This window comes from Thiocapsa sp., from assembly GCF_011390875.1.
GTDB lineage: Bacteria > Pseudomonadota > Gammaproteobacteria > Chromatiales > Chromatiaceae > Thiocapsa.
In genome coordinates this window covers 1-17,329 of the sequence record NZ_JAABRP010000034.1, presented here as the reverse complement: position 1 = coordinate 17,329, position 17,329 = coordinate 1, and the positions used below count along the sequence as shown (strand labels likewise).

Here is a 17,329-nt window from a genome sequence, read left to right as displayed (position 1 = left end):
ATGCGGGTCCTATCCCCCGAGAACCCGCGAGATCCGTCGAGAAGACCCGTCAAACCCGCGAGGTGAGCCTCTCATGTTGTCCGTTCACACGAAACCGTCGCGAATCCCGCTCGCACTCCTGTCGATCGTCGCAACCGCAGCGGTCATGGCCGAGAATGCCTTCGAACCACCCGTTCCGAGCGGGGATCGTCATCGCCGCCCGCGCGTGCCGGCGGCGATGACGCCGATGCGCGCTCAACCCCCGTCGACCGGCAATCCGGCCCGGCGCCACTCGGGCAGACCGTCCTGCAGTCGCCTCGCCTGAAAACCGGCTTCGCGCAAGCGTGCCACGGCTTCGAATGAAAGGACGCACCAGGGACCCCTGCAGTAGGCGACCACCTCGCGATCCTCCGGCAGCTCGCCCAGCCGGCTCTCCAGCTGATCGAGCGGGACGTTCAGTGCACCCACCAGATGCCCTTGGGCATACTCCTGCGGCGGGCGCACGTCGATCACCGTCACCAGCCCGTCACGGGCGCGCGCCAGCAGCTCGTCCGCCGGAATCGGCTCCAGTGCATCGCGCTGTTTGAGGTAGCTTGAGATCAGCTGCGCGACGGCCTCCTGGTGGGTCTCGGCGAGTCGGCGCAGCGTGGCGATCGCATCGAGGACCCGCTCGTCGGCCAGCGCATAGTAGATGTGTTTGCCGTCGCGTCTCGGGGTCACGAGACCCGCGCCCTTGAGCTGCTGCAGATGCTTGGAGGTGTTGGCGATCGAGAGACCTGCGGCCCGTGCCAGATCCTCGACGCTGCGCTCGCCCTGCGCCAGGAAATCCAGCAGCTCAAGGCGTGCGGCGCTGGCGAAACCGCGGGCGATGAGCGCCAGGTGCTCGAACAGGGCTTGCTTGGGCGCCTTTTCGGGAATCGGTTCGGGAGGTGGCTTGGCGGCCCGATAAGGGGTGCGGGCTTTGGGCATGTCCAACGTGCTCCGATGCAGATGACGGCTCGACGGCGGGGTTGTTCGAGGTTCGGCGAGCGGTCAGTATAGGCTCCAGCCGGCCGATGGGGGCGACGGACGACTCCGCGATGGTGCGGCGCCAGCTTCTTTCGGTCGGCCGCAGAGCCTCCCGCCGGCGGATCCGACGCCGGGTACACCGTCGGGTCGCGCAGCAGACACACCGAGCCGATCGGCCCGAATACGGAGAGCGTTAGCCTGTGCGATTCATCCCTCAAAACGGTCCGAACGGTACGCATTCCTGCCGCCTGTCCGTCCCTTACGCCGCGGCGGCCGCCGCCGTCGTTGCTGTCCTTGTCGGTCCCACGATCAGCGCCGAGCCCGTTCGCGTCGATCCCGAAACAGGCGCAGCCACCTACGAAACCCAAGCTCAAGGCGTGAGCCTCTCGCTCACCCAGCTCCTGCCCGACCAGGTCCGCGCCTTCTATGTCGCTCGCGGCTTCGACCTGGCCGATGCGGATGTCTTTGCCGAGGCATGCGTCTACATGACCGTGCTGCGCAACGACACGGCGCCCGGCACGCTCGACTTTCGCCTGTCCGACTGGGAGGTCCAACACAGCGAGGAGGTCCGGTCCCTTCCGCCGTTGGACGACTGGCTGGCGCAATGGGCGGCGCGGGGCGTGCCCGATTCGGCGCGTCTCGCCTTCCGCTGGGCGCAGTTCCCCTCCGAGCAATCCTATGCGCCCGGGGAGTGGAATCAAGGCATGATGGCCACGGGGCTGCCGCCCGGCAGTCGCTTCGATCTGATCGCCCGCTGGAGAATCGCGGACCAAACCTACGAGGGGAGACTCGACGATGTGCGTTGCACCGATTGACCGGATTCGCGCAGGCCTGTCGGTTTTGCCGGCCCTGCTCCTCTGCATCGGCACCCTCGGAGCCGCCGGCACAGGCGGCGCTACCGATCTGCCGCCGCTGAGCCACCGGCTCACGGTGATCGAGGCTCCCGCGCCGGCGCCGCCGCTGCGCCTGGAGGATATCGACGGGGTCGAGCACGATCTCGCCGACCTCAAAGGCCGGTTGGTCCTGGTGAACTTCTGGGCCACCTGGTGCCCGCCTTGCCGTCGCGAGATGCCGTCCATGGAGCGGTTGTATCAGCAGTTCAAGGAGCGCGGCCTGACGATCCTCGCCGTGGACGTCGGCGAGGACATGGACACCGTCTTCGCCTTCACCGGTCAGCTGGATCCGGCGCCGACCTTTCCGCTCCTGCTCGACACCGATTCGCGCGCCGCGCAGGACTGGAGCGTGAAGGGCCTCCCCACCAGTTTCGTGGTCGACCCGGAGGGCCGGGTGATCATCCGTGCCGTCGGCGGGACCGAGTTCGACGACGCGGCGGCCGTGGAGCAGTTGCTGCCGTTTCTGCCGAAGCCTTGACGGCGTCCCGCGACGACCCTCGGTTCGACGACCGACAAGGTAACCGTGGTTCGCTTGAGGCTTTGCGGGAGCGGGGATTGGAAAAACGAAAACCTCGGTCCTTGCCGAAGCGGCTGATTCAGCGGGCAGGCAGCGGGACCTGCAGGACCAGGGTCTCCGGGGCCAGGCAGATGGCGTCGTTGCAGGCTTGCAGACGCAGCTCGAAGGGTAGCCACGCGCTTGGATCCTCGGTGGTATCGGCCCGCTGTTGCGGGTTTGGCTCAAGCGTCGCGTCGATCTGGACCCGGCCTTGGTAGACCGCCAGCGGCTCGCGCTGGAAGCCGAGTCGGAGGACCTCCGCGTTCGGGTAGGCCGGCGCCGCCATCTGCCAGTCCGCACTGTCCCCGCGCATGCGCAGGGTCGTCCCGATGAGCGCGTCCTGCAGCGGTCGATGGGCATTGATGTGCCAGCCCGGTCGCATGGTCAGCTCGATCACCAGGTTTGCGCTGCCGTCGTCGCCCTTTCCGGTCTCGGCGTTGACGTGGGCGTCGGCGCGTACGGCGCCGAGCGCCGCGTATTGCACGCGCCCAGTGTCGCCGTCGCGCATCAGGCTCAGCGCCGTCAGCAACGACGGGAAGGCGCTCGGGACCCGCGCGATCAGGCCCGATGTGCTCGCCAACAGTCCCGTCGCGTGCCGCTCGTAAGCGAGCTCATCGGTGCGCCGGGCCAGCTCCGCCAGAAGCTGCAGTGCCGCCGAGGTGGCGGACGGCATGACACCGTCGGTGACGTCCTTCGGCCGCGTCATCAGCAGCGTCGCTTCGGCGGGCTCGCCCATGAACAGACCGCCTTCGTCGTGATCGGCAAAGCGCTCCCAAAGCGCATCGGCCATCTCGCGGGCCCGCGTCAACCAGCGCTGCTCGCCGGTGGCGTCAAAGAGCGCAATCATGGCCTGTCCGAGAAAGGCGTAGTCCTCGAGCAGTCCGGGTTGCGCGGCGCGTCCGTCGAGATAGACGCGATTGATCCGACCCGGCGCCGTTCGCAGCTCGCTCCAAAGCAGCTCCGCGGCGCGTTGGGCAGCCGTCAGGTAGCGCGGCTCGTCCAAGGCATCGGCGGCCTCGGCGAGGGCGGTGATCATCATGCCGTTCCAAGCGGTCAGAATCTTCTCGTCGCGATGCGGATGCGGGCGCCCTTCGCGGTGCCGGTAGAGGCGCTGATTGATGGCGTCCAAGCGCTTCAACAACGCTGCCGGGGTCAAGCCGCGGGCGGCGGCGAACTTCACCGGCGCGATCGGCAGATGCAGGATGTTCCGCCCCTCGAAGTTGCCCGATTCGGTCACCCCGTAGAGGGCGATGGCGAGCTCGGCGTCCTCGGGCGACAGCGCGGACCTCAGCTCCGCGGGCGTCCAGAGGAAGAACAGCCCTTCTTCGCCCTCGCTGTCGGCGTCGGTGGCGGAGTAGAAACCGCCCGCCGGGGAGGTCAGATCGCGCAGCACGAAGTCCAGCGTGCGCCGGGCAACACGCGCCAGCGCCGGGTCGCCGGTCAGACGCCAGCCGGTCAGATACAGGCGCGCGAGCTGCGCCTGGTCGTGGAGCATCTTCTCGAAGTGGGGCACCAGCCAGTCGTTGTCGATCGCGTAGCGATGAAAGCCGCCGCCGACTTGATCGTGAATGCCGCCGCGCGCCATGCTCTGCAGCGTGAAGACGGCCGCCGTCAGCGCGGCTTGATCGTCCCGGCGCAGCGCCTGATCGAGCAACAGCGCGAGCCGCGGCTGCTGCGGGAACTTGGGAGCATCGCCAAACCCGCCTTGCAGCTCGTCATGCTGCTCAAGCAGACTCGCGACGGCCTGGTCGACGATCCGGTCTCCGAGCTCGGCGGCTTGTGCTTCGGCGGCGAGGGCCTCGGCAACGGCGCGGGCGATCTCGGCCGCCCGGGCGCGCATCTGCTCCGGCTGCTCTTGCCAAAGGGCGTTGGCGCGTTGCAGCAGCGAGCTGAATTCGTCGGGCGGGAAGTAGGTCCCGGCGACGACGGTCTCGCCTTGGGGTGTGAGGATGCTCGACATGGGCCAACCGCCGCTGCCGGTGAGCAGTTGCACGGCGGTCATGTACACCTGGTCGATGTCGGGGCGGACTTCCCGATCGACCTTGATCGCCACGAAATGCGTGTTCAGAAGCTCAGCGATGGCGCGGTCCTCGAAGCTCTCGCGCTCCATCACATGGCACCAGTGGCAGGTCGAGTAACCGATGGAGAGGAACACCGGCTTGTTCTCGCGGTGGGCGCGCTCGAACGCCTCCGGCCCCCAGGCATACCAGTCCACCGGATTGTGGGCGTGCTGGATCAGATAGGGCGAATCCTCCAGGATCAGGCGGTTGGTGTAGCGAGGCCGGCCATCGGGGAGCAGGTGCTCGGTGCGCGGGCGATAGTCCGGTCCCTTGGCCGCGAGCGCCGCCGTCAGCCGGCGTTGCAGCTCGGGCGGGTAGGTTGTCGAGGTGTCTGCTGGTGCATGCGCGCGGTCGTGGACCTCGGCACCGAAGCCGACAACCGCCGCCGTGGTGAGGTAGAGCAGCAGGGCAAGACCGACGAGCAGGCGGTTCATGGGTGTGCCTCGGCGTAAAGGTACGCTGAATGTCTAATCGCCAAGTCGCCGCCGGAAATGGCTCGATGCCGACCGTTCACGGCAAGGCAGCATTGCAGCTCCACGCATTCAGTGACGGCTACCGCGACAGCTCGACCTTATCGTAGACCTCGGCCAGGGACAGCTCGGCCTCGACGATGCGTAGCGGAATCGTTTCCGACGGATCCTGGTAGCTGCTCAGACTCCATGTCCCGTCCGGCTGGCGGAGGAACAGCTCCGCCTGCATCCGATATTGCGACAGCAGCAGGTAGGCCTGCAGGCTTTGGAGGTTTCGATAGTGTCGGAACTTGTCGCCGCGATCGAATGCCTCGGTGGAGTCGGACAAGACCTCGACGATCATGACCGGATTGGTGACGACGTCGCGCCGGCCGTCGTGGAACCGACGCTCGCCGCAGATCACCATCACGTCCGGGTAGGCGCCTACGTCGTCGGCGGCGATATGGACCTTCATGTCGCTCGGGTAGACGCGGCAGGGTCTATTCTTGAGCTGGTTGCCGAGCTCGCGGACCATGTTGGCAACGATGAGATTGTGCTCCTCGGTGCCGCCGGCCATCGCAAAGACCTCGCCGGCAAGGTATTCGCTGCGTTGGTCGGTCGCAGTCCGCTCGATGGCGAGCCAGTCGTCGAACGAAAGACGTGGTTGGGGAGCAGCGGACATCACGGCCTCCTGTGAATCGTTGCGGCGGATGGTGCTGGCCCGATTATAGACCCGGCAGCGCTCGACTTGATGCGTGCCACGGACGCGGACGGCTTCCAATGGGTTGAGGTTAAAACCGGAATCGAAGCAGAGGTTGCCGCTTTATTCCGGGTCGCCGAACAGGAGGCCCAAGTCGATCTCGATCGCTTCGAACGGCGGGATGCGAATCTTGGCCGAGGTCTCGTCCGGGCCTTCGGCCGTGAACACGGCTCGGTATCCGCCGTCATCCAGGGCATAGGCGATCAGCGCCCGGTCCTCGGGTGCGACGCTGCACGATCTCGCCGTCGATCAGCTCGACGTGCTCGTCGCCGCGCCAGGCCAGCAGGTCGTCGATGGTGCGTTGTGCTTCCATCAGGTGTTGCTCGCAAATCGGCTGGTGAGGGTCTTGATGACAGTATCCAGCTTAGCACTCGGTGGTTCAGATGCTTCAAGGCTCGGGCCTGCGAAGCAATACGCGGCCTTCATCGGTCTCGACCTCGATCGCCGGCGAGCGACACACGAACGTGCCGCCGAGATTGATCCCGAGACCGGAAAATCCCGCTGAATCTGTAGGCGAAAAAACATTCAACGTATCGGTTGATAGTGGGCCGCCGATCTGCCAGTATCAATCTCACCAAGCCATCCCGGCAGTCGGAGGCACACCCCTTGGACAGCTTTATCCAGACCCACGAGGCGACGATCCGTCTCGCGTTCTTCTTCGGCATCTTCGCGCTCATGGCGATCTGGGAGGTTCGCGCCCCGCGCCGCGCCCGGGCCTTGACCCGACTGCAACGCTGGACCAGCAACCTCGGACTGGTCGTCTTGAACACGGTCGTGCTGCGCATCCTGTTTCCGGCCGCCGCGGTCGGAATGGCCGTGTTTACGAGTGCGCAGGGCTGGGGGTTGCTCAATGCGATCGACATACCGGGCTGGCTGGCGGTGCTCCTCGCCGTGGTCGTGCTCGACTTCGTCGTCTGGGTGCAGCACGTGCTGTTCCATGCCGTGCCCGCGCTGTGGCGGCTGCATCGGGTCCATCACGCCGACCTGGACTACGACCTGACCACCGGCGCGCGCTTTCACCCGATCGAGATCGTGCTGTCGATGCTGATCAAGTTCGCGGCCATCGCCGCACTCGGCCCGCCGGTGGTGGCCGTCATCCTCTTCGAGGTGATCCTCAACGGCATGGCCATGTTCAACCATGCCAACGTGCGTCTTCCGCTCGGTGTCGACCGCGTCTTGCGTTGGTTCGTGGTGACACCCGACATGCATCGCGTCCATCACTCGATCGAGGACGACGAGACCAACTCCAATTTCGGCTTCAACTTGTCCTGGTGGGATCGCCTGCTCGGCACCTACCGTGACCAGCCGCGGGCCGGGCACGAGGGCATGACCATCGGGATTCGCGACCACCGCGATCCGCGCCGGGTCGATCGGCTCGACGGGATGCTGGTGCTGCCCTTCATCGGACAGGTGACCGACTATGCGATCAATCGGCGGCGCTGGGAGGATTCACCGCCGGATACGCGGCCCTGAGCAGAACGGTCGCAAGCCGGTTCGATCGCGCTCGGACCCGACGCGGCACTCGCCCTCCCGCCGTATCCGGCTCCGGAACCATCCATCGCCCGCGCAGACACCCGTCTGCCCGGACACCGCAACGTCGCGACAGGAGTAACCCATGTCCGAGGTTCTGTTTATCCTCAACGATCCGCCCTACGGCACCGAGCGCAGCTTCAACGGCTTGCGCCTCGCCAAGTCACTCGCCGGGAAGGACGCCCATGTCACCGTCTTTCTCATGGCCGATGCCGCGCCTCGACCGATCCCGACACCCCAACGAGAGAGCCCATGTCCGAACCCACCCAGATCAGCCTGGCCACCCGCTGCGTCCATGCCGGCGAGCGCACCGATCCGCACGGCAGCCCCCACACGCCGATCTATACCACCACGACCTTCGCCTTTCCCTCGACCGCCGCACTGCTCGATGTGGTCGAGGGACGCGTTGCCGGAAGCCTCTATACGCGCTACGGGCTGAACCCCAGCATCCTCGCCTTGGAGGAGAAGCTGGCGGCCTTGGAGGGGGCCGAGGCCGCGTTGGCCTTTTCATCCGGCATGGCGGCGGAGTCCGCACTCTTCTTCGCTCACGGGCGCGAGGGCATCGTCTGTATCGGGGATGCCTACGGCGGCACCCTGGAGCTGATCGGTCAGCAACTGCCGCTGCTCGGCATCCCGACCCATCTCCTGCTCGGCCATGAGCTCGAGCAGCTCGACGGACTCCTCGCCGAGGGCGCCCGTCTGGTCTTCCTCGAAACGCCCACCAACCCGGCCCTGGAGGTCTTCGACATCGCCGCCTTGGCCGAGCAGGTCCATTCCCGGGGCGCTCTGCTCGTCGTCGACAACACCTTCGCCTCGCCGGTCAATCAGCAGCCGCTGGCGCTCGGCGCCGATTTGGTCGTGCACAGCGCGACCAAATATCTGGGCGGACACAGCGATCTGACCGCCGGTGCCCTGATGGGCGCTCGGGCCCTGTTGGATCCCGTATGGAACTGGCGCAAGAACCTCGGACAGATGCCCGCACCCGAGACGGCCGCCCTGCTGGCGCGCAGTCTGCGCAGCCTGGTGGTGCGGGTGAAGCAACAGTCGGCATCCGCCCTGGTTGTCGCCAGGGCGATGGAGGCTCATCCGCGGGTCGCCCGCGTCCTCTTTCCGGGCCTTGCGTCCTGTCCCGGCCATGCCCTCGCGGCGCGGCAGATGAGCGGATTCGGGGGGATGCTGACCATCGAGATCGCCGGCGACGGCGCGGCGGCCACCGCGGTGGCCGATCGCCTCGAGCTGTTCGCGCTCGCCCCCAGCCTCGGCGGGGTCGAGAGCCTGGTGACGCAACCCTGCACCACGACCCATCATGGACTGAGGCCCGAGGAGCGCGCCAGACGTGGCATTTCAGACGCGATGCTGCGACTCTCCATCGGATTGGAGGACGCCGAGGACCTGATCGCCGATCTGCACCAAGCGCTCGGCTGACCCGACCCAACCGATTCATCAACCCCACGGAGACCAACGCATGAACCATCGCATTCAAAGCGCCGGACTCGCGCTCGCCATGGCGTTTGCGGCCGGGACCGCTGCTGCCGAAGAGGTCACCCTGACCGACCGAGGCCTCGTCCTGAACGCCAACCTGGAGACGAGCGGCGCCGATTGGCAACAGGGCCCGGTGGTCCTCATGACCCACGGCACACTGGCCCACGGCGGCATGGAGATCATGCAGACCCTGCAATCGGCCTTGCAGGAACGCGGAATCAGCTCGCTCTCCATGACCCTGAGTCTCGGTCTCGACAACCGCAGCGGCATGTATGACTGCGCCGTGCCCCATACCCACCTGCACACCGACGCGGTCGGCGAGATCGGCGCTTGGCTTGGCTGGCTGAAGAGTCAAGGCGTGGAAGAGGTGGCCCTGTTGGGACATTCGCGCGGCGGCAATCAGTCGGCCCGTTTCGCGGCCGAGCACCCGGACGCCCCGCTCGACGCCGTGATCCTGATCGCCCCGCAGACCTGGAGCGAAACCGCCGCGGTGCAGGATTACGACAAGCGCTTCGGCAAGGCGCTGGAGCCCCAGATCGAGCGGGCGCGTCTGCTCGATTCGGAAGGGCGCGGCGCCGAGATGCTCGAGCCGGTGGACTTTATCTATTGCGCGGAGACCTCGGCGACCGCTGCGGCCTTCCTGTCCTATCACGCGCCCGATCCCCGCATGGATACCCCGAGTCTGATCCCCGACATCAAGGCGCCGGTTCTCGTGGTGGCCGGCAGTGAAGACGATGTCATCGAAGGACTGGTCGAGGCGGTGCAACCCATGGCGGACGGCGAGCGCGTCAACCTGATCGTGCTCGACGGCGCCGATCACTTCTTCCGCGATCTCTACGCGGAGGAGATCGCCGACGAAGTGCAGACGCTGCTCGAGGACGAGTGAGGTAAGGGACGCGTGACACCCGCTCCGCGGTGTCACGCATGCCCCGTGGCGCTCCGCGCGACCCGAAGGTTTGGCTGGAGTCACGCCTTGCGATTGCGCGCAAGCGCCAACGGGTTATGGATTCCACCGTCGCACAGGTCAGGACGCTTGGACCCGATCGCGCCCATCACGGCTCATCCTTCGTGGTCTCTTCGATACCGGGTCCCGTTAGGTCCCGGGTCGGCTCGATGACTGGATAGCCGAGACAATGCGCGAGTGCCAGCCGCGTGTGCCGGGCGAGAAAGTCGCGTGACAGGCGGCGCTCGCTGAAGAGGAGGTGTTGGCTCGTCGCTAGGTCGAGGTAGAGCAGATCGTCCGGTGCGGGATCGAAGGGGCGGCGACTGATGCGGGCGATACGCCCCAGATTCAGACCGCGCCCATCGTCGAGCAGGATCAGGTGCGGGGCCAGCCCTCGGGCCGGATCCGGGCGTGGGAAGTCGATGAGCCCGAGTAGGACGTAAGGTGTTCCGCTGAGATGGACGCTGAGCTGAATGGGGCTCTCGACCACTTCCACCAGGTAGATCGTCTCCCCGATGGCGCTGCGCAGATGCTCGACCTGGCGATGGTAGTCGGCGGAAGGCCATAGGCCTTCTGTCGCTGCATCGGGCATGTCGCCGGGATGCTCGGCGTCGGTAGTCGAGTCGGTTGCCATGATCAGCCCCAACGTCCAAGTGTCCGCCCAGTCGCGCCAGTGGTCTGCTGCAGTGTTCGGTTCGTCATCGCTTGTACTGACCGTCGTGCTTTCCGCGATGACGATCCGGGCAGGCAAGTGCAGGTCCACGAATGTGGTTTACTCGGCCCGGGGATGTGCCTGTTCGACCGGCCAGCCGTTGGCCAGCCAGGCGGTCATGCCGCCTCGGACCACCTGTACCTTGCCGAAGCCGCGGCCGGCGAGCAGGGCCGCAGCCTTGGCCGAGCGGCGGTCGGTGCGGCAGACCAGCGCAATCGGCCGCTCGAGGTCCGATCCGAGCTCTTCGATCCGCTCGAGCAGGCTCTCCAGCGGGATGTTGAGCGCCCCGGCGATATGGCCTTGCTCGCCGACGAAGTCCTCGGGCGTGCGCACGTCGAGCACCAGGATATCCCCGTCCTTGGCCTCGAGGCGACGCTTGAGCCCCTCTATCGGCAGCATCGGACGCTGACGCAGCCGTGCGACCAGCCTCGGTAGGAAGGCCACCGCGGCGAGCAGCGCCAGTGCGATCAGGCCGTTGCGGATCAGACCCTCGCCGGCGATCGCCTCGCGACCGGCGAAGCCCAAATAGGTATAGGCCAAGGCGCCAGGCAGCATGAACACCAGGGTCGCCAGCAGGTAAGGCACGAAGCGGATGCGGGTCAGACCCAGTGCGTAGTTGAGCAGATTGAACGGGAACAGCGGCACCAGCCGGGTGAAGGCGACGAAGCGCCAGCCCTCGGCCTCCACCCCTTGGATCAGGCGCGCGAGCAGACCCTTGGCGCGCGCCTGCACCCAGTCCCCGGCGAGATGGCGGGCAATGAGGAAGGCCAGCGCGGCGCCGAGCGTGGCCCCGACCAGGTTGTAGAGCGTGCCCCAGAGCGGGCCGAACAGGGCTCCGCCGGCCAGGGTGAGCACCGCGCCGGGCAGGAAGAGTACCGTGGCCAGCGCATAGATCCCGATGAAGATCAGCGGTGCTGCGGCACCCGCGCCGCTGACCCATGCCTCCAGTGCCGCGACGTCGAGATGCTCGCGGTAGAGCAGGGCGGTAGTCACCGCACCGACCAGCAGCAGGGCGCCTAGGGTGCGGAGAAGCGTACGATTCATGGCGGCCTCCGGCGTCGGCTCGGGGAACGAAACGGTTTGTTCAAGCGGCGTCCTGCCGCGCGCCATCTCCTTGCGAATCCGAATGGCGAAAGCCGCCTGCAGCGGTTCGGACAATCTGCAGGTCGGCGGAGATGCTGGCAGATTCCACGAGGATGATCAACCTTATGGTTGAATATTTTATGGACCGGTCGCCCGCGACGGCAAGATACGATTCCGCACAGGACAGATTCGGTCGAGCCGATGAACGAGCGCGCCGTGACCGGTTGGCTTGGCTCAAGGCCTTTGCCGAGCAGTCTCGGCGCCCGTTGTTCTGCACCGAGCACCACCTCCAGGACCTGTTGCCGGTCGAAGCCGGCGTCGAGAAAGGCCCGTAGTTCCTCCTCGGGCACCCAACCGCGCTGTTCGACCAGGACCCGTGTGAAGCGATTCAATGCAGCGAGTCGCAGGTCCGGTATGGGCCCGTCCTCGCGAATCGCGGCGGTGACCGCCTCGGGGACCTTGCTCATGTCCGCCAGCACGCTGTGGGCGCCCATGCAATAGCCGCAGCCGTTCTCGCGGCTGACCGTGAGCAGAACGACTTGGCGCTCCTGCGGGGTCAGCGAGGTGGTGTCGAAGAGTGCGCCCACCTGCAGATACGCCTCCAGCAGGGCCGGGGCGCTCGCCATCTTGCGGGCCAGGTTGGGGATCATGCCGAAGTTGCGCTCGGCGGCGTCGAACGAGGGCAGTGCGGCGGCGGGTGCGCTGTGACGGTCGTGATTCGGGAAGTCGGTCATGCGGTGCCTTCGAGGTCCCGGCGGATCTGAGCGAGATCTATCAAAAGGTGTTGTCGCTCGACCTGGCCGACTACAACGGCGAAGGCCGCTACGTGCTGCCGGTTCCGGCGACATTCGTGATTGATCGGGCGGGCATCGTCCGAGCGGTATTTGCCGACGTGGACTACCGCCGGCGGGTCGAGCCGGCCGACATCCTCGCCGCTGTTGAAGCGCTTCCGAGGCCCTAAGGAACGATTCGAAAATTGTGTGAAACGACTCGACGAGAGACTTCCTTTGCCCGGGTTGCTGTTCTCGATTACGACAACGACAACGATTGGATTCGGTGCTCAGCTTATTTCCGACACTTGACGGACCGCTCGAGCAACAGCTCAAGGCGACGCGGGCAATCACCAGACGAGCTCGCGTTGGATCCTCCGGGCGATGGGCGTGACGGGCTCGTCGGGCGTGCCGACGATCGCGAGACTCCCGCGCCCGGCCGGGATCAGCAGCCCCTTGAAGTCTTCCGATCGGATCGGCGCGCCGCGCCCGAGCGGCGTCTTCGGCATGAGCAAGAGGGTGACGGGCCCGGCCGCTCCGGTGAGCACCAGATGCAGGCCGTCGTGGTTGGCGATGCGACACCGCGCCGCGTAGCGCACCGGTTCCAAACCGGTGCCGAGGGCCTGCGGATCGAGGCGTAGGCCGAGGGAGACGAGCAACAGTGTCACGGTCGGCTTCGGAACCGCGCCACCGGTCTTCAGCGCGGCCGGCTCGGCGGCGATATGGTCCAAAACCGCGGTGGCCAACGGGGCGTGCGACGGCGCTGTCGGCCAACCCGGCTGCAGGTTGTCGCCGAGCCAAGCGATCAGGCCGAACGCGAGCAGCGCGGTTGCGGCGAGCGCTGGGGGAATCCTGCGGAGCCGTCGTGGCCGCTCGGAACGCCCGGCGGGTGGTACCGGGTACGTCTCGACCTCTTCGGCCAACAGGGTGCGCAGCGTTTCGTCGAACGCGCGTGCACGTGCGCGCTCGGCCGCGCAGGCCGGGCAGCGGGCCGCATGTCGAGCATCCTCGGCCTCCTCGCGCGCGGGGTCGACCAGGAGTCGACGACGGAAATTTCGGCAGTTCATCGATCGTGCTCTTTAAACCGCGCCGAGTGCGGTATGCGATGTTTGTGGATGGGATCGGCCGCGGCAGATGTGATGACCACCTGAGCGGGCGCGGTTTAAAGGACTAAAAATAATAAGCTTTAAACCGCGTCTCACCGAGATCGAGGACATCTCCGAAGCTGAACGCAACATGAAAATGACGCATGTCGCTCTGGACGCGGTTTAAGATGCCTGGCGACCGACGCCTATTCAGGTACATCGGGCCGTCCTATCTCCACAAGACCCGGCACGCAGGCGATCTCTTGCACGCCGGTGCACGCGACCGTACCCTGACCTTCACCCCGGAAACGGCCCTCGACCGCGATGCCCCGACAACTGCTCATCATCGAAGACGATCCGGCCTTGGGCCAGATGCTGGCGATGCATTTCGAGGATGCCGGCTTCGCGGTCGAGGTCGCGCAGTCCTGTCGCTCGGGCCTTGAGCGCGTGCAGGCGGCGCCTGTCGACCTGGTGCTGTTGGACCAACAGCTGCCGGACGGGCAGGGGAGCGATCTGATCGCCTCGTTGCTGAAGGCCGACCCGGATTTGCCCCTGGTCATGATGACCGGCCAGCACGACCTGGAGCTGGCGATCGAGGCGATCCAGCGCGGTGCCGCGGACTTCGTGCACAAGCCGATCAAGATCGCCGAGCTGCAGCAGACGGTCGAGCGGTTGCTGCGCCAACGCAAGGCCGCCGAGCAGGCGCCGGCGCGCCTGGAGGCCGGTCCGGGTGCGGCGCGCGACCTGATCGGGCGCAGCGATGCCATGCTGGCGGTGAGCAAAAGCATTGCCTTGAGCGCCCGCAGCTCCGCCACCGTGCTCATCAGCGGCGAATCCGGCACCGGCAAAGAGGTGGTGGCGCGCCTGATCCACCAGCACAGCGGTCGAACCGGCCCCTTCGTGGCCGTCAACTGCGCGGCCATCGTCGAGACCCTGCTCGAGAGCGAGCTGTTCGGGCATGAGAAGGGGTCCTTCACCGGTGCACAGTCGCGCAAGCTCGGTAAGTTCGAGCTGGCGAGCGCGGGGACCCTGTTTCTCGACGAGATCGGCGAGCTCGCCCCGACGCTGCAGGCCAAGCTGCTGCGCGCCCTGCAGGAGCGTGTCTTCCAACGCGTCGGCGGCACCGAGACGATCGCGACCGACGCCCGCGTGGTCGCCGCGACCAACCGGGATCTCATGGCCGAGGCCGCGGCCGGGCGCTTTCGCGAAGACCTGGCCTATCGGCTCAAGGTCATTCAGATTCAGATGCCGCCGCTGCGCGAACGGCGCGAGGACATCCCGCTGCTGGTCGAAGGTCTGCTCACGCGCATCGCCGAGCGTCTGGGCCAAGCGCGACCGCGCATCGCCGAGACGGCCTTGACGCAACTGTGCCGCCACGACTGGCCCGGCAACGTGCGGGAGCTCGAAAACCGCTTGACGCAAGCCATGGTGCAGGCGCGCACGGGTCTGATCACGGCCGATCTGCTCGCGCTCGACGCTGAACCCACGACCGCTCCAGGCGCGTTCGAGACCGGTGTGTCGGGCACGCCCCCCGAGAGCCAGGTGCTGCGAACGCTGGATGCGGTGGAGGCCGAGCACGTCCAACGGGTCTTGGACCACACCGGCGGACACAAGGGCAAGACCTGCGAGATCCTCGGTATCTCCCGCCCGGCGTTGGATCGCAAGATCGAGAAGTATAGGCTGCGGATGCCCTAGCCGAGGCGGGGGCGAGGTGCGGGTGTCGGGCGAGCCGGGAGATCGGAGATCGTCTTCGACCTTCGAGTAGAGCCGTTGCAGGACTCGGCGCCAACGCGCCCGGCATCGACCTAAACCGCGTCCAGAGCGACGTGCGTCATGTTTAGTTTGCGTTTGGCTTCGGAAATGTTCTCGATCTCGGTGAGATGCGTTTTAAAATTTAATATTTATTAATACCTTAAACCGCGCCGGCTCCGACAGTTATCGGAGCCGGCGCGGTCAAGCCAATCCAACACACTTCGCATATCGCACCGGGCGCGGTTTAATCGACGACTGCCGCCCGTCCTCAAGAACCCGTCCTCGGAAATAGCGCCAACCAACGTGCCGCCCGCCCCGATCAGAAAGCCCGGTTCGATCCTGCGTGTCGCCATTGCGGCGCCGCTGATGGACGCCTTCGATTATCTGCCGCCGGCTCCGGCATCGGACGGCTGCTCGGAAGCGCTGCCACCGCTACCCGGCCAGCGTGTACTGGTGCCCTTCGGCCAAGGTCGACGCGTGGGCATCCTGCTCGAGCTGCGCGACACCTCGGATCAGGATCCCGCGCGCCTGAAGCCGATCGAGCGTCTCCTCGATCCACGCCCCGTCTTAAGCGCAGTTGACTTGACCCTGATCCGCTGGGCCGCGGACTACTACCGGCAGCCGATCGGCGAGGCCCTCTTCAGCGCGCTCCCCGCCCGTCTGCGCCAGGCCAAACCCATCACGGACGAACAGGTCTCGGGCGTCTCGGCGACACCCGCCGGCCTGGCTCTTGACCTCGAGACGCTGCGGCGGGCCCCGAAACAGCGCGAGCTTCTAGCCCTCGTCAGGTCCGTACCCGAGGGGATCGCGGTAACCGATCTGACGGCATGCCTGGGTCCCTGCGCCGCGACGCTGCGCAGCCTGCGTGCACGCGGTCTGCTGGAAACCTGTCGCCTCGTGCCGACGGGGCCCGTCACGCACCCACCCCGCCCCGAGCCCGCCCCCGGCCCGGAGCTTAATGCCGATCAGGCCGAAGCGGTTCGTCGCGTCGCGGCCGGGCTCGGCGGGTTCCGCCCCTTCCTGCTCGACGGCGTGACCGGCAGCGGCAAGACCGAGGTCTATATCCGTCTGATCGAGGCCGCCGCCGCCCGCGGCGCCCAAACCCTTCTGATCGTTCCCGAGATCGGCCTGACCCCGCAGTTGCGCGAACGCTTGACCTCGCGTCTGCCCGACCCGCCCGCCGTGCTGCATTCCGGGCTGGCTGCAGGAGAACGTGAGCGGGCCTGGCACCGCGCTGCATCCGGGCGTGCAGGCGTCGTGCTCGGGACACGCTCGGCGGTGTTCGTGCCCCTGCCGCGGCTCGGGCTGATCCTGGTGGACGAAGAGCACGACGCCTCGCTCAAGCAGCAGGAGGGCTTCCGCTACTCGGCACGCGATGTCGCCGTGCGACGCGCCCAGCTGGTCGGTTGCCCGGTCGTGCTGGGCTCGGCGACACCCTCGCTCGAGACGCTCAACAACGCGCACACCGAGCGCTACGGCTGGTTGCGCCTGCCGCAGCGCGCGGGTGCGGCCTGCACGCCGCGGACCTCGCTGCTGGACATCCGCAATCAACCGCTCCAGGCCGGCCTCTCCGCCGTCCTGCGCGAAGAGATGCGCACCGAGATCGCCGCCGGCAACCAGGTGCTGCTCTTCCTGAACCGCCGCGGCTATGCCCCGTTGCTCACCTGTCACGCCTGCGGCTGGGTCGGCGACTGCCCGCATTGCGACGCACGACTCACGCTCCATCTGGCCCGCCGACGCCTCTGGTGTCACCACTGCGGCTGGACGCGGCCGTTGCCCGACGTCTGTCCGGACTGCAAGGGGAAGGACCTGCGCATGCTCGGACGCGGCACCGAGCGACTCGACGAGGAGCTGCGCCCCCTGTTTCCGGGCGTCGGCATCGCCCGGCTCGATCGAGACACCACCCGACGTCGCGGCGAGCTGGCCCGCCTCCTCGACGAGGTCCGGCGCGGCGAGGTGCAGATCCTGCTCGGGACTCAGATGCTGGCCAAAGGACATGACTTCCCGGGCGTGACCCTGGTCGGGATCCTGGATCTCGACCAATCGCTCTACGCTAGCGACTTCCGCGCACCGGAACGCACCGCGCAGCTGATTGTGCAGGTCACCGGACGCGCCGGCCGCGCCGAGCGTCCCGGGCGGGTCGTCCTCCAGACCCGCCACCCCGAGCACCCGCTGCTCCAGAGTCTGTTGCGCGAGGGTTACACGGGCTTCGCGACCACCGCCCTTGCCGAGCGACGCGAGGCCGAGCTGCCGCCGTTCAGCCATCT

Annotated in this window: 16 protein-coding genes and 1 pseudogene; 9 read left to right on the top strand and 8 right to left on the bottom strand. The window is 66.9% G+C overall.

Going from position 1 to position 17,329, the window contains the following annotated elements; translation table 11 throughout:
- Positions 1-234 precede the first annotated feature (234 nt).
- Complete coding sequence (locus tag GPT33_RS04275) at positions 235-948, bottom strand: metalloregulator ArsR/SmtB family transcription factor (protein WP_296806093.1); 714 nt, start codon at positions 946-948, stop codon at positions 235-237.
- A 239-nt stretch (positions 949-1,187) separates the two neighbouring features.
- Here GPT33_RS04275 and GPT33_RS04270 point away from each other — a divergent pair, with 239 nt between their 5' ends.
- Both GPT33_RS04270 and GPT33_RS04265 read left to right on the top strand, forming a co-directional pair.
- Positions 1,188-1,802, top strand: a complete 615-nt coding sequence (locus GPT33_RS04270) for a hypothetical protein (RefSeq protein WP_296806092.1) — start codon at positions 1,188-1,190, stop codon at positions 1,800-1,802.
- A complete protein-coding gene (locus tag GPT33_RS04265; protein ID WP_296806091.1) occupies positions 1,783-2,358 on the top strand; it encodes a TlpA disulfide reductase family protein in 576 nt (191 codons plus the stop codon). The genes GPT33_RS04270 and GPT33_RS04265 overlap by 20 nt, the downstream gene beginning before the upstream one ends.
- A gap of 118 nt (positions 2,359-2,476) precedes the next feature.
- Here the strand turns inward: GPT33_RS04265 and GPT33_RS04260 are convergent, their stop codons facing one another.
- The 3 genes from GPT33_RS04260 to GPT33_RS04250 form a co-directional block, all read right to left on the bottom strand.
- Positions 2,477-4,930 carry a DUF255 domain-containing protein gene (locus GPT33_RS04260; RefSeq protein WP_296806090.1) on the bottom strand — a complete coding sequence of 818 codons (2,454 nt, stop codon included), beginning with the start codon at positions 4,928-4,930 and terminating at the stop codon, positions 2,477-2,479.
- 118 nt (positions 4,931-5,048) lie between these two features.
- Positions 5,049-5,627 (bottom strand): Uma2 family endonuclease, encoded by a 579-nt coding sequence (locus GPT33_RS04255; RefSeq protein ID WP_296806089.1) that lies wholly within the window; start codon positions 5,625-5,627, stop codon positions 5,049-5,051.
- 262 nt (positions 5,628-5,889) lie between these two features.
- Positions 5,890-6,018: a hypothetical protein gene (locus GPT33_RS04250; protein WP_296806088.1), complete on the bottom strand. Its 129-nt coding sequence runs from the start codon at positions 6,016-6,018 to the stop codon at positions 5,890-5,892.
- Positions 6,019-6,311: 293 nt separating this feature from the next.
- Here GPT33_RS04250 and GPT33_RS04245 point away from each other — a divergent pair, with 293 nt between their 5' ends.
- The 4 genes and pseudogenes from GPT33_RS04245 (at position 6,312) to GPT33_RS04230 (ending at position 9,603) form a co-directional block, all read left to right on the top strand.
- Positions 6,312-7,178: a sterol desaturase family protein gene (locus tag GPT33_RS04245; protein ID WP_296806087.1), complete on the top strand. Its 867-nt coding sequence runs from the start codon at positions 6,312-6,314 to the stop codon at positions 7,176-7,178.
- A 142-nt stretch (positions 7,179-7,320) separates the two neighbouring features.
- A pseudogene (locus GPT33_RS04240) lies at positions 7,321-7,437 on the top strand (DsrE family protein); the annotation flags it as partial.
- 50 nt (positions 7,438-7,487) lie between these two features.
- Entirely contained in the window at positions 7,488-8,660 is a 1,173-nt protein-coding gene (locus GPT33_RS04235; protein WP_296806086.1) for an aminotransferase class I/II-fold pyridoxal phosphate-dependent enzyme, read from the top strand.
- A 40-nt stretch (positions 8,661-8,700) separates the two neighbouring features.
- Complete coding sequence (locus GPT33_RS04230; protein WP_296806085.1) at positions 8,701-9,603, top strand: alpha/beta hydrolase; 903 nt, start codon at positions 8,701-8,703, stop codon at positions 9,601-9,603.
- Between the two features lie 166 nt (positions 9,604-9,769).
- Here GPT33_RS04230 and GPT33_RS04225 read toward each other — a convergent pair whose 3' ends face one another.
- From GPT33_RS04225 to GPT33_RS04215, 3 genes are read right to left on the bottom strand one after another with little or no spacing between them, the layout of a single operon-like run.
- Positions 9,770-10,423 (bottom strand): hypothetical protein, encoded by a 654-nt coding sequence (locus tag GPT33_RS04225; RefSeq protein ID WP_296806084.1) that lies wholly within the window; start codon positions 10,421-10,423, stop codon positions 9,770-9,772.
- A 9-nt stretch (positions 10,424-10,432) separates the two neighbouring features.
- Positions 10,433-11,416, bottom strand: coding sequence for a VTT domain-containing protein (locus tag GPT33_RS04220; RefSeq protein WP_296806083.1), 984 nt, complete (start codon positions 11,414-11,416; stop codon positions 10,433-10,435).
- Positions 11,413-12,189, bottom strand: coding sequence for a carboxymuconolactone decarboxylase family protein (locus GPT33_RS04215; RefSeq protein WP_296806082.1), 777 nt, complete (start codon positions 12,187-12,189; stop codon positions 11,413-11,415). Before GPT33_RS04215 ends, GPT33_RS04220 begins: the two co-directional genes overlap by 4 nt.
- Before the next feature lie 47 nt (positions 12,190-12,236).
- Between GPT33_RS04215 and GPT33_RS04210 the strand changes: the two genes are divergently transcribed.
- Positions 12,237-12,416, top strand: a complete 180-nt coding sequence (locus GPT33_RS04210) for a hypothetical protein (protein WP_296806081.1) — start codon at positions 12,237-12,239, stop codon at positions 12,414-12,416.
- 159 nt (positions 12,417-12,575) lie between these two features.
- On the opposite strand, the gene GPT33_RS04205 is transcribed toward GPT33_RS04210, so the two are convergent.
- Entirely contained in the window at positions 12,576-13,292 is a 717-nt protein-coding gene (locus GPT33_RS04205) for a DUF3379 family protein (RefSeq protein WP_296806080.1), read from the bottom strand.
- A 342-nt stretch (positions 13,293-13,634) separates the two neighbouring features.
- Here GPT33_RS04205 and GPT33_RS04200 point away from each other — a divergent pair, with 342 nt between their 5' ends.
- Positions 13,635-15,005: a sigma-54 dependent transcriptional regulator gene (locus GPT33_RS04200; RefSeq protein ID WP_296806079.1), complete on the top strand. Its 1,371-nt coding sequence runs from the start codon at positions 13,635-13,637 to the stop codon at positions 15,003-15,005.
- Positions 15,006-15,365: 360 nt separating this feature from the next.
- Positions 15,366-17,329, top strand: a 1,964-nt coding sequence (locus GPT33_RS04195) for a primosomal protein N' (protein ID WP_296806078.1), incomplete at its 3' end; no start/stop codon positions are given.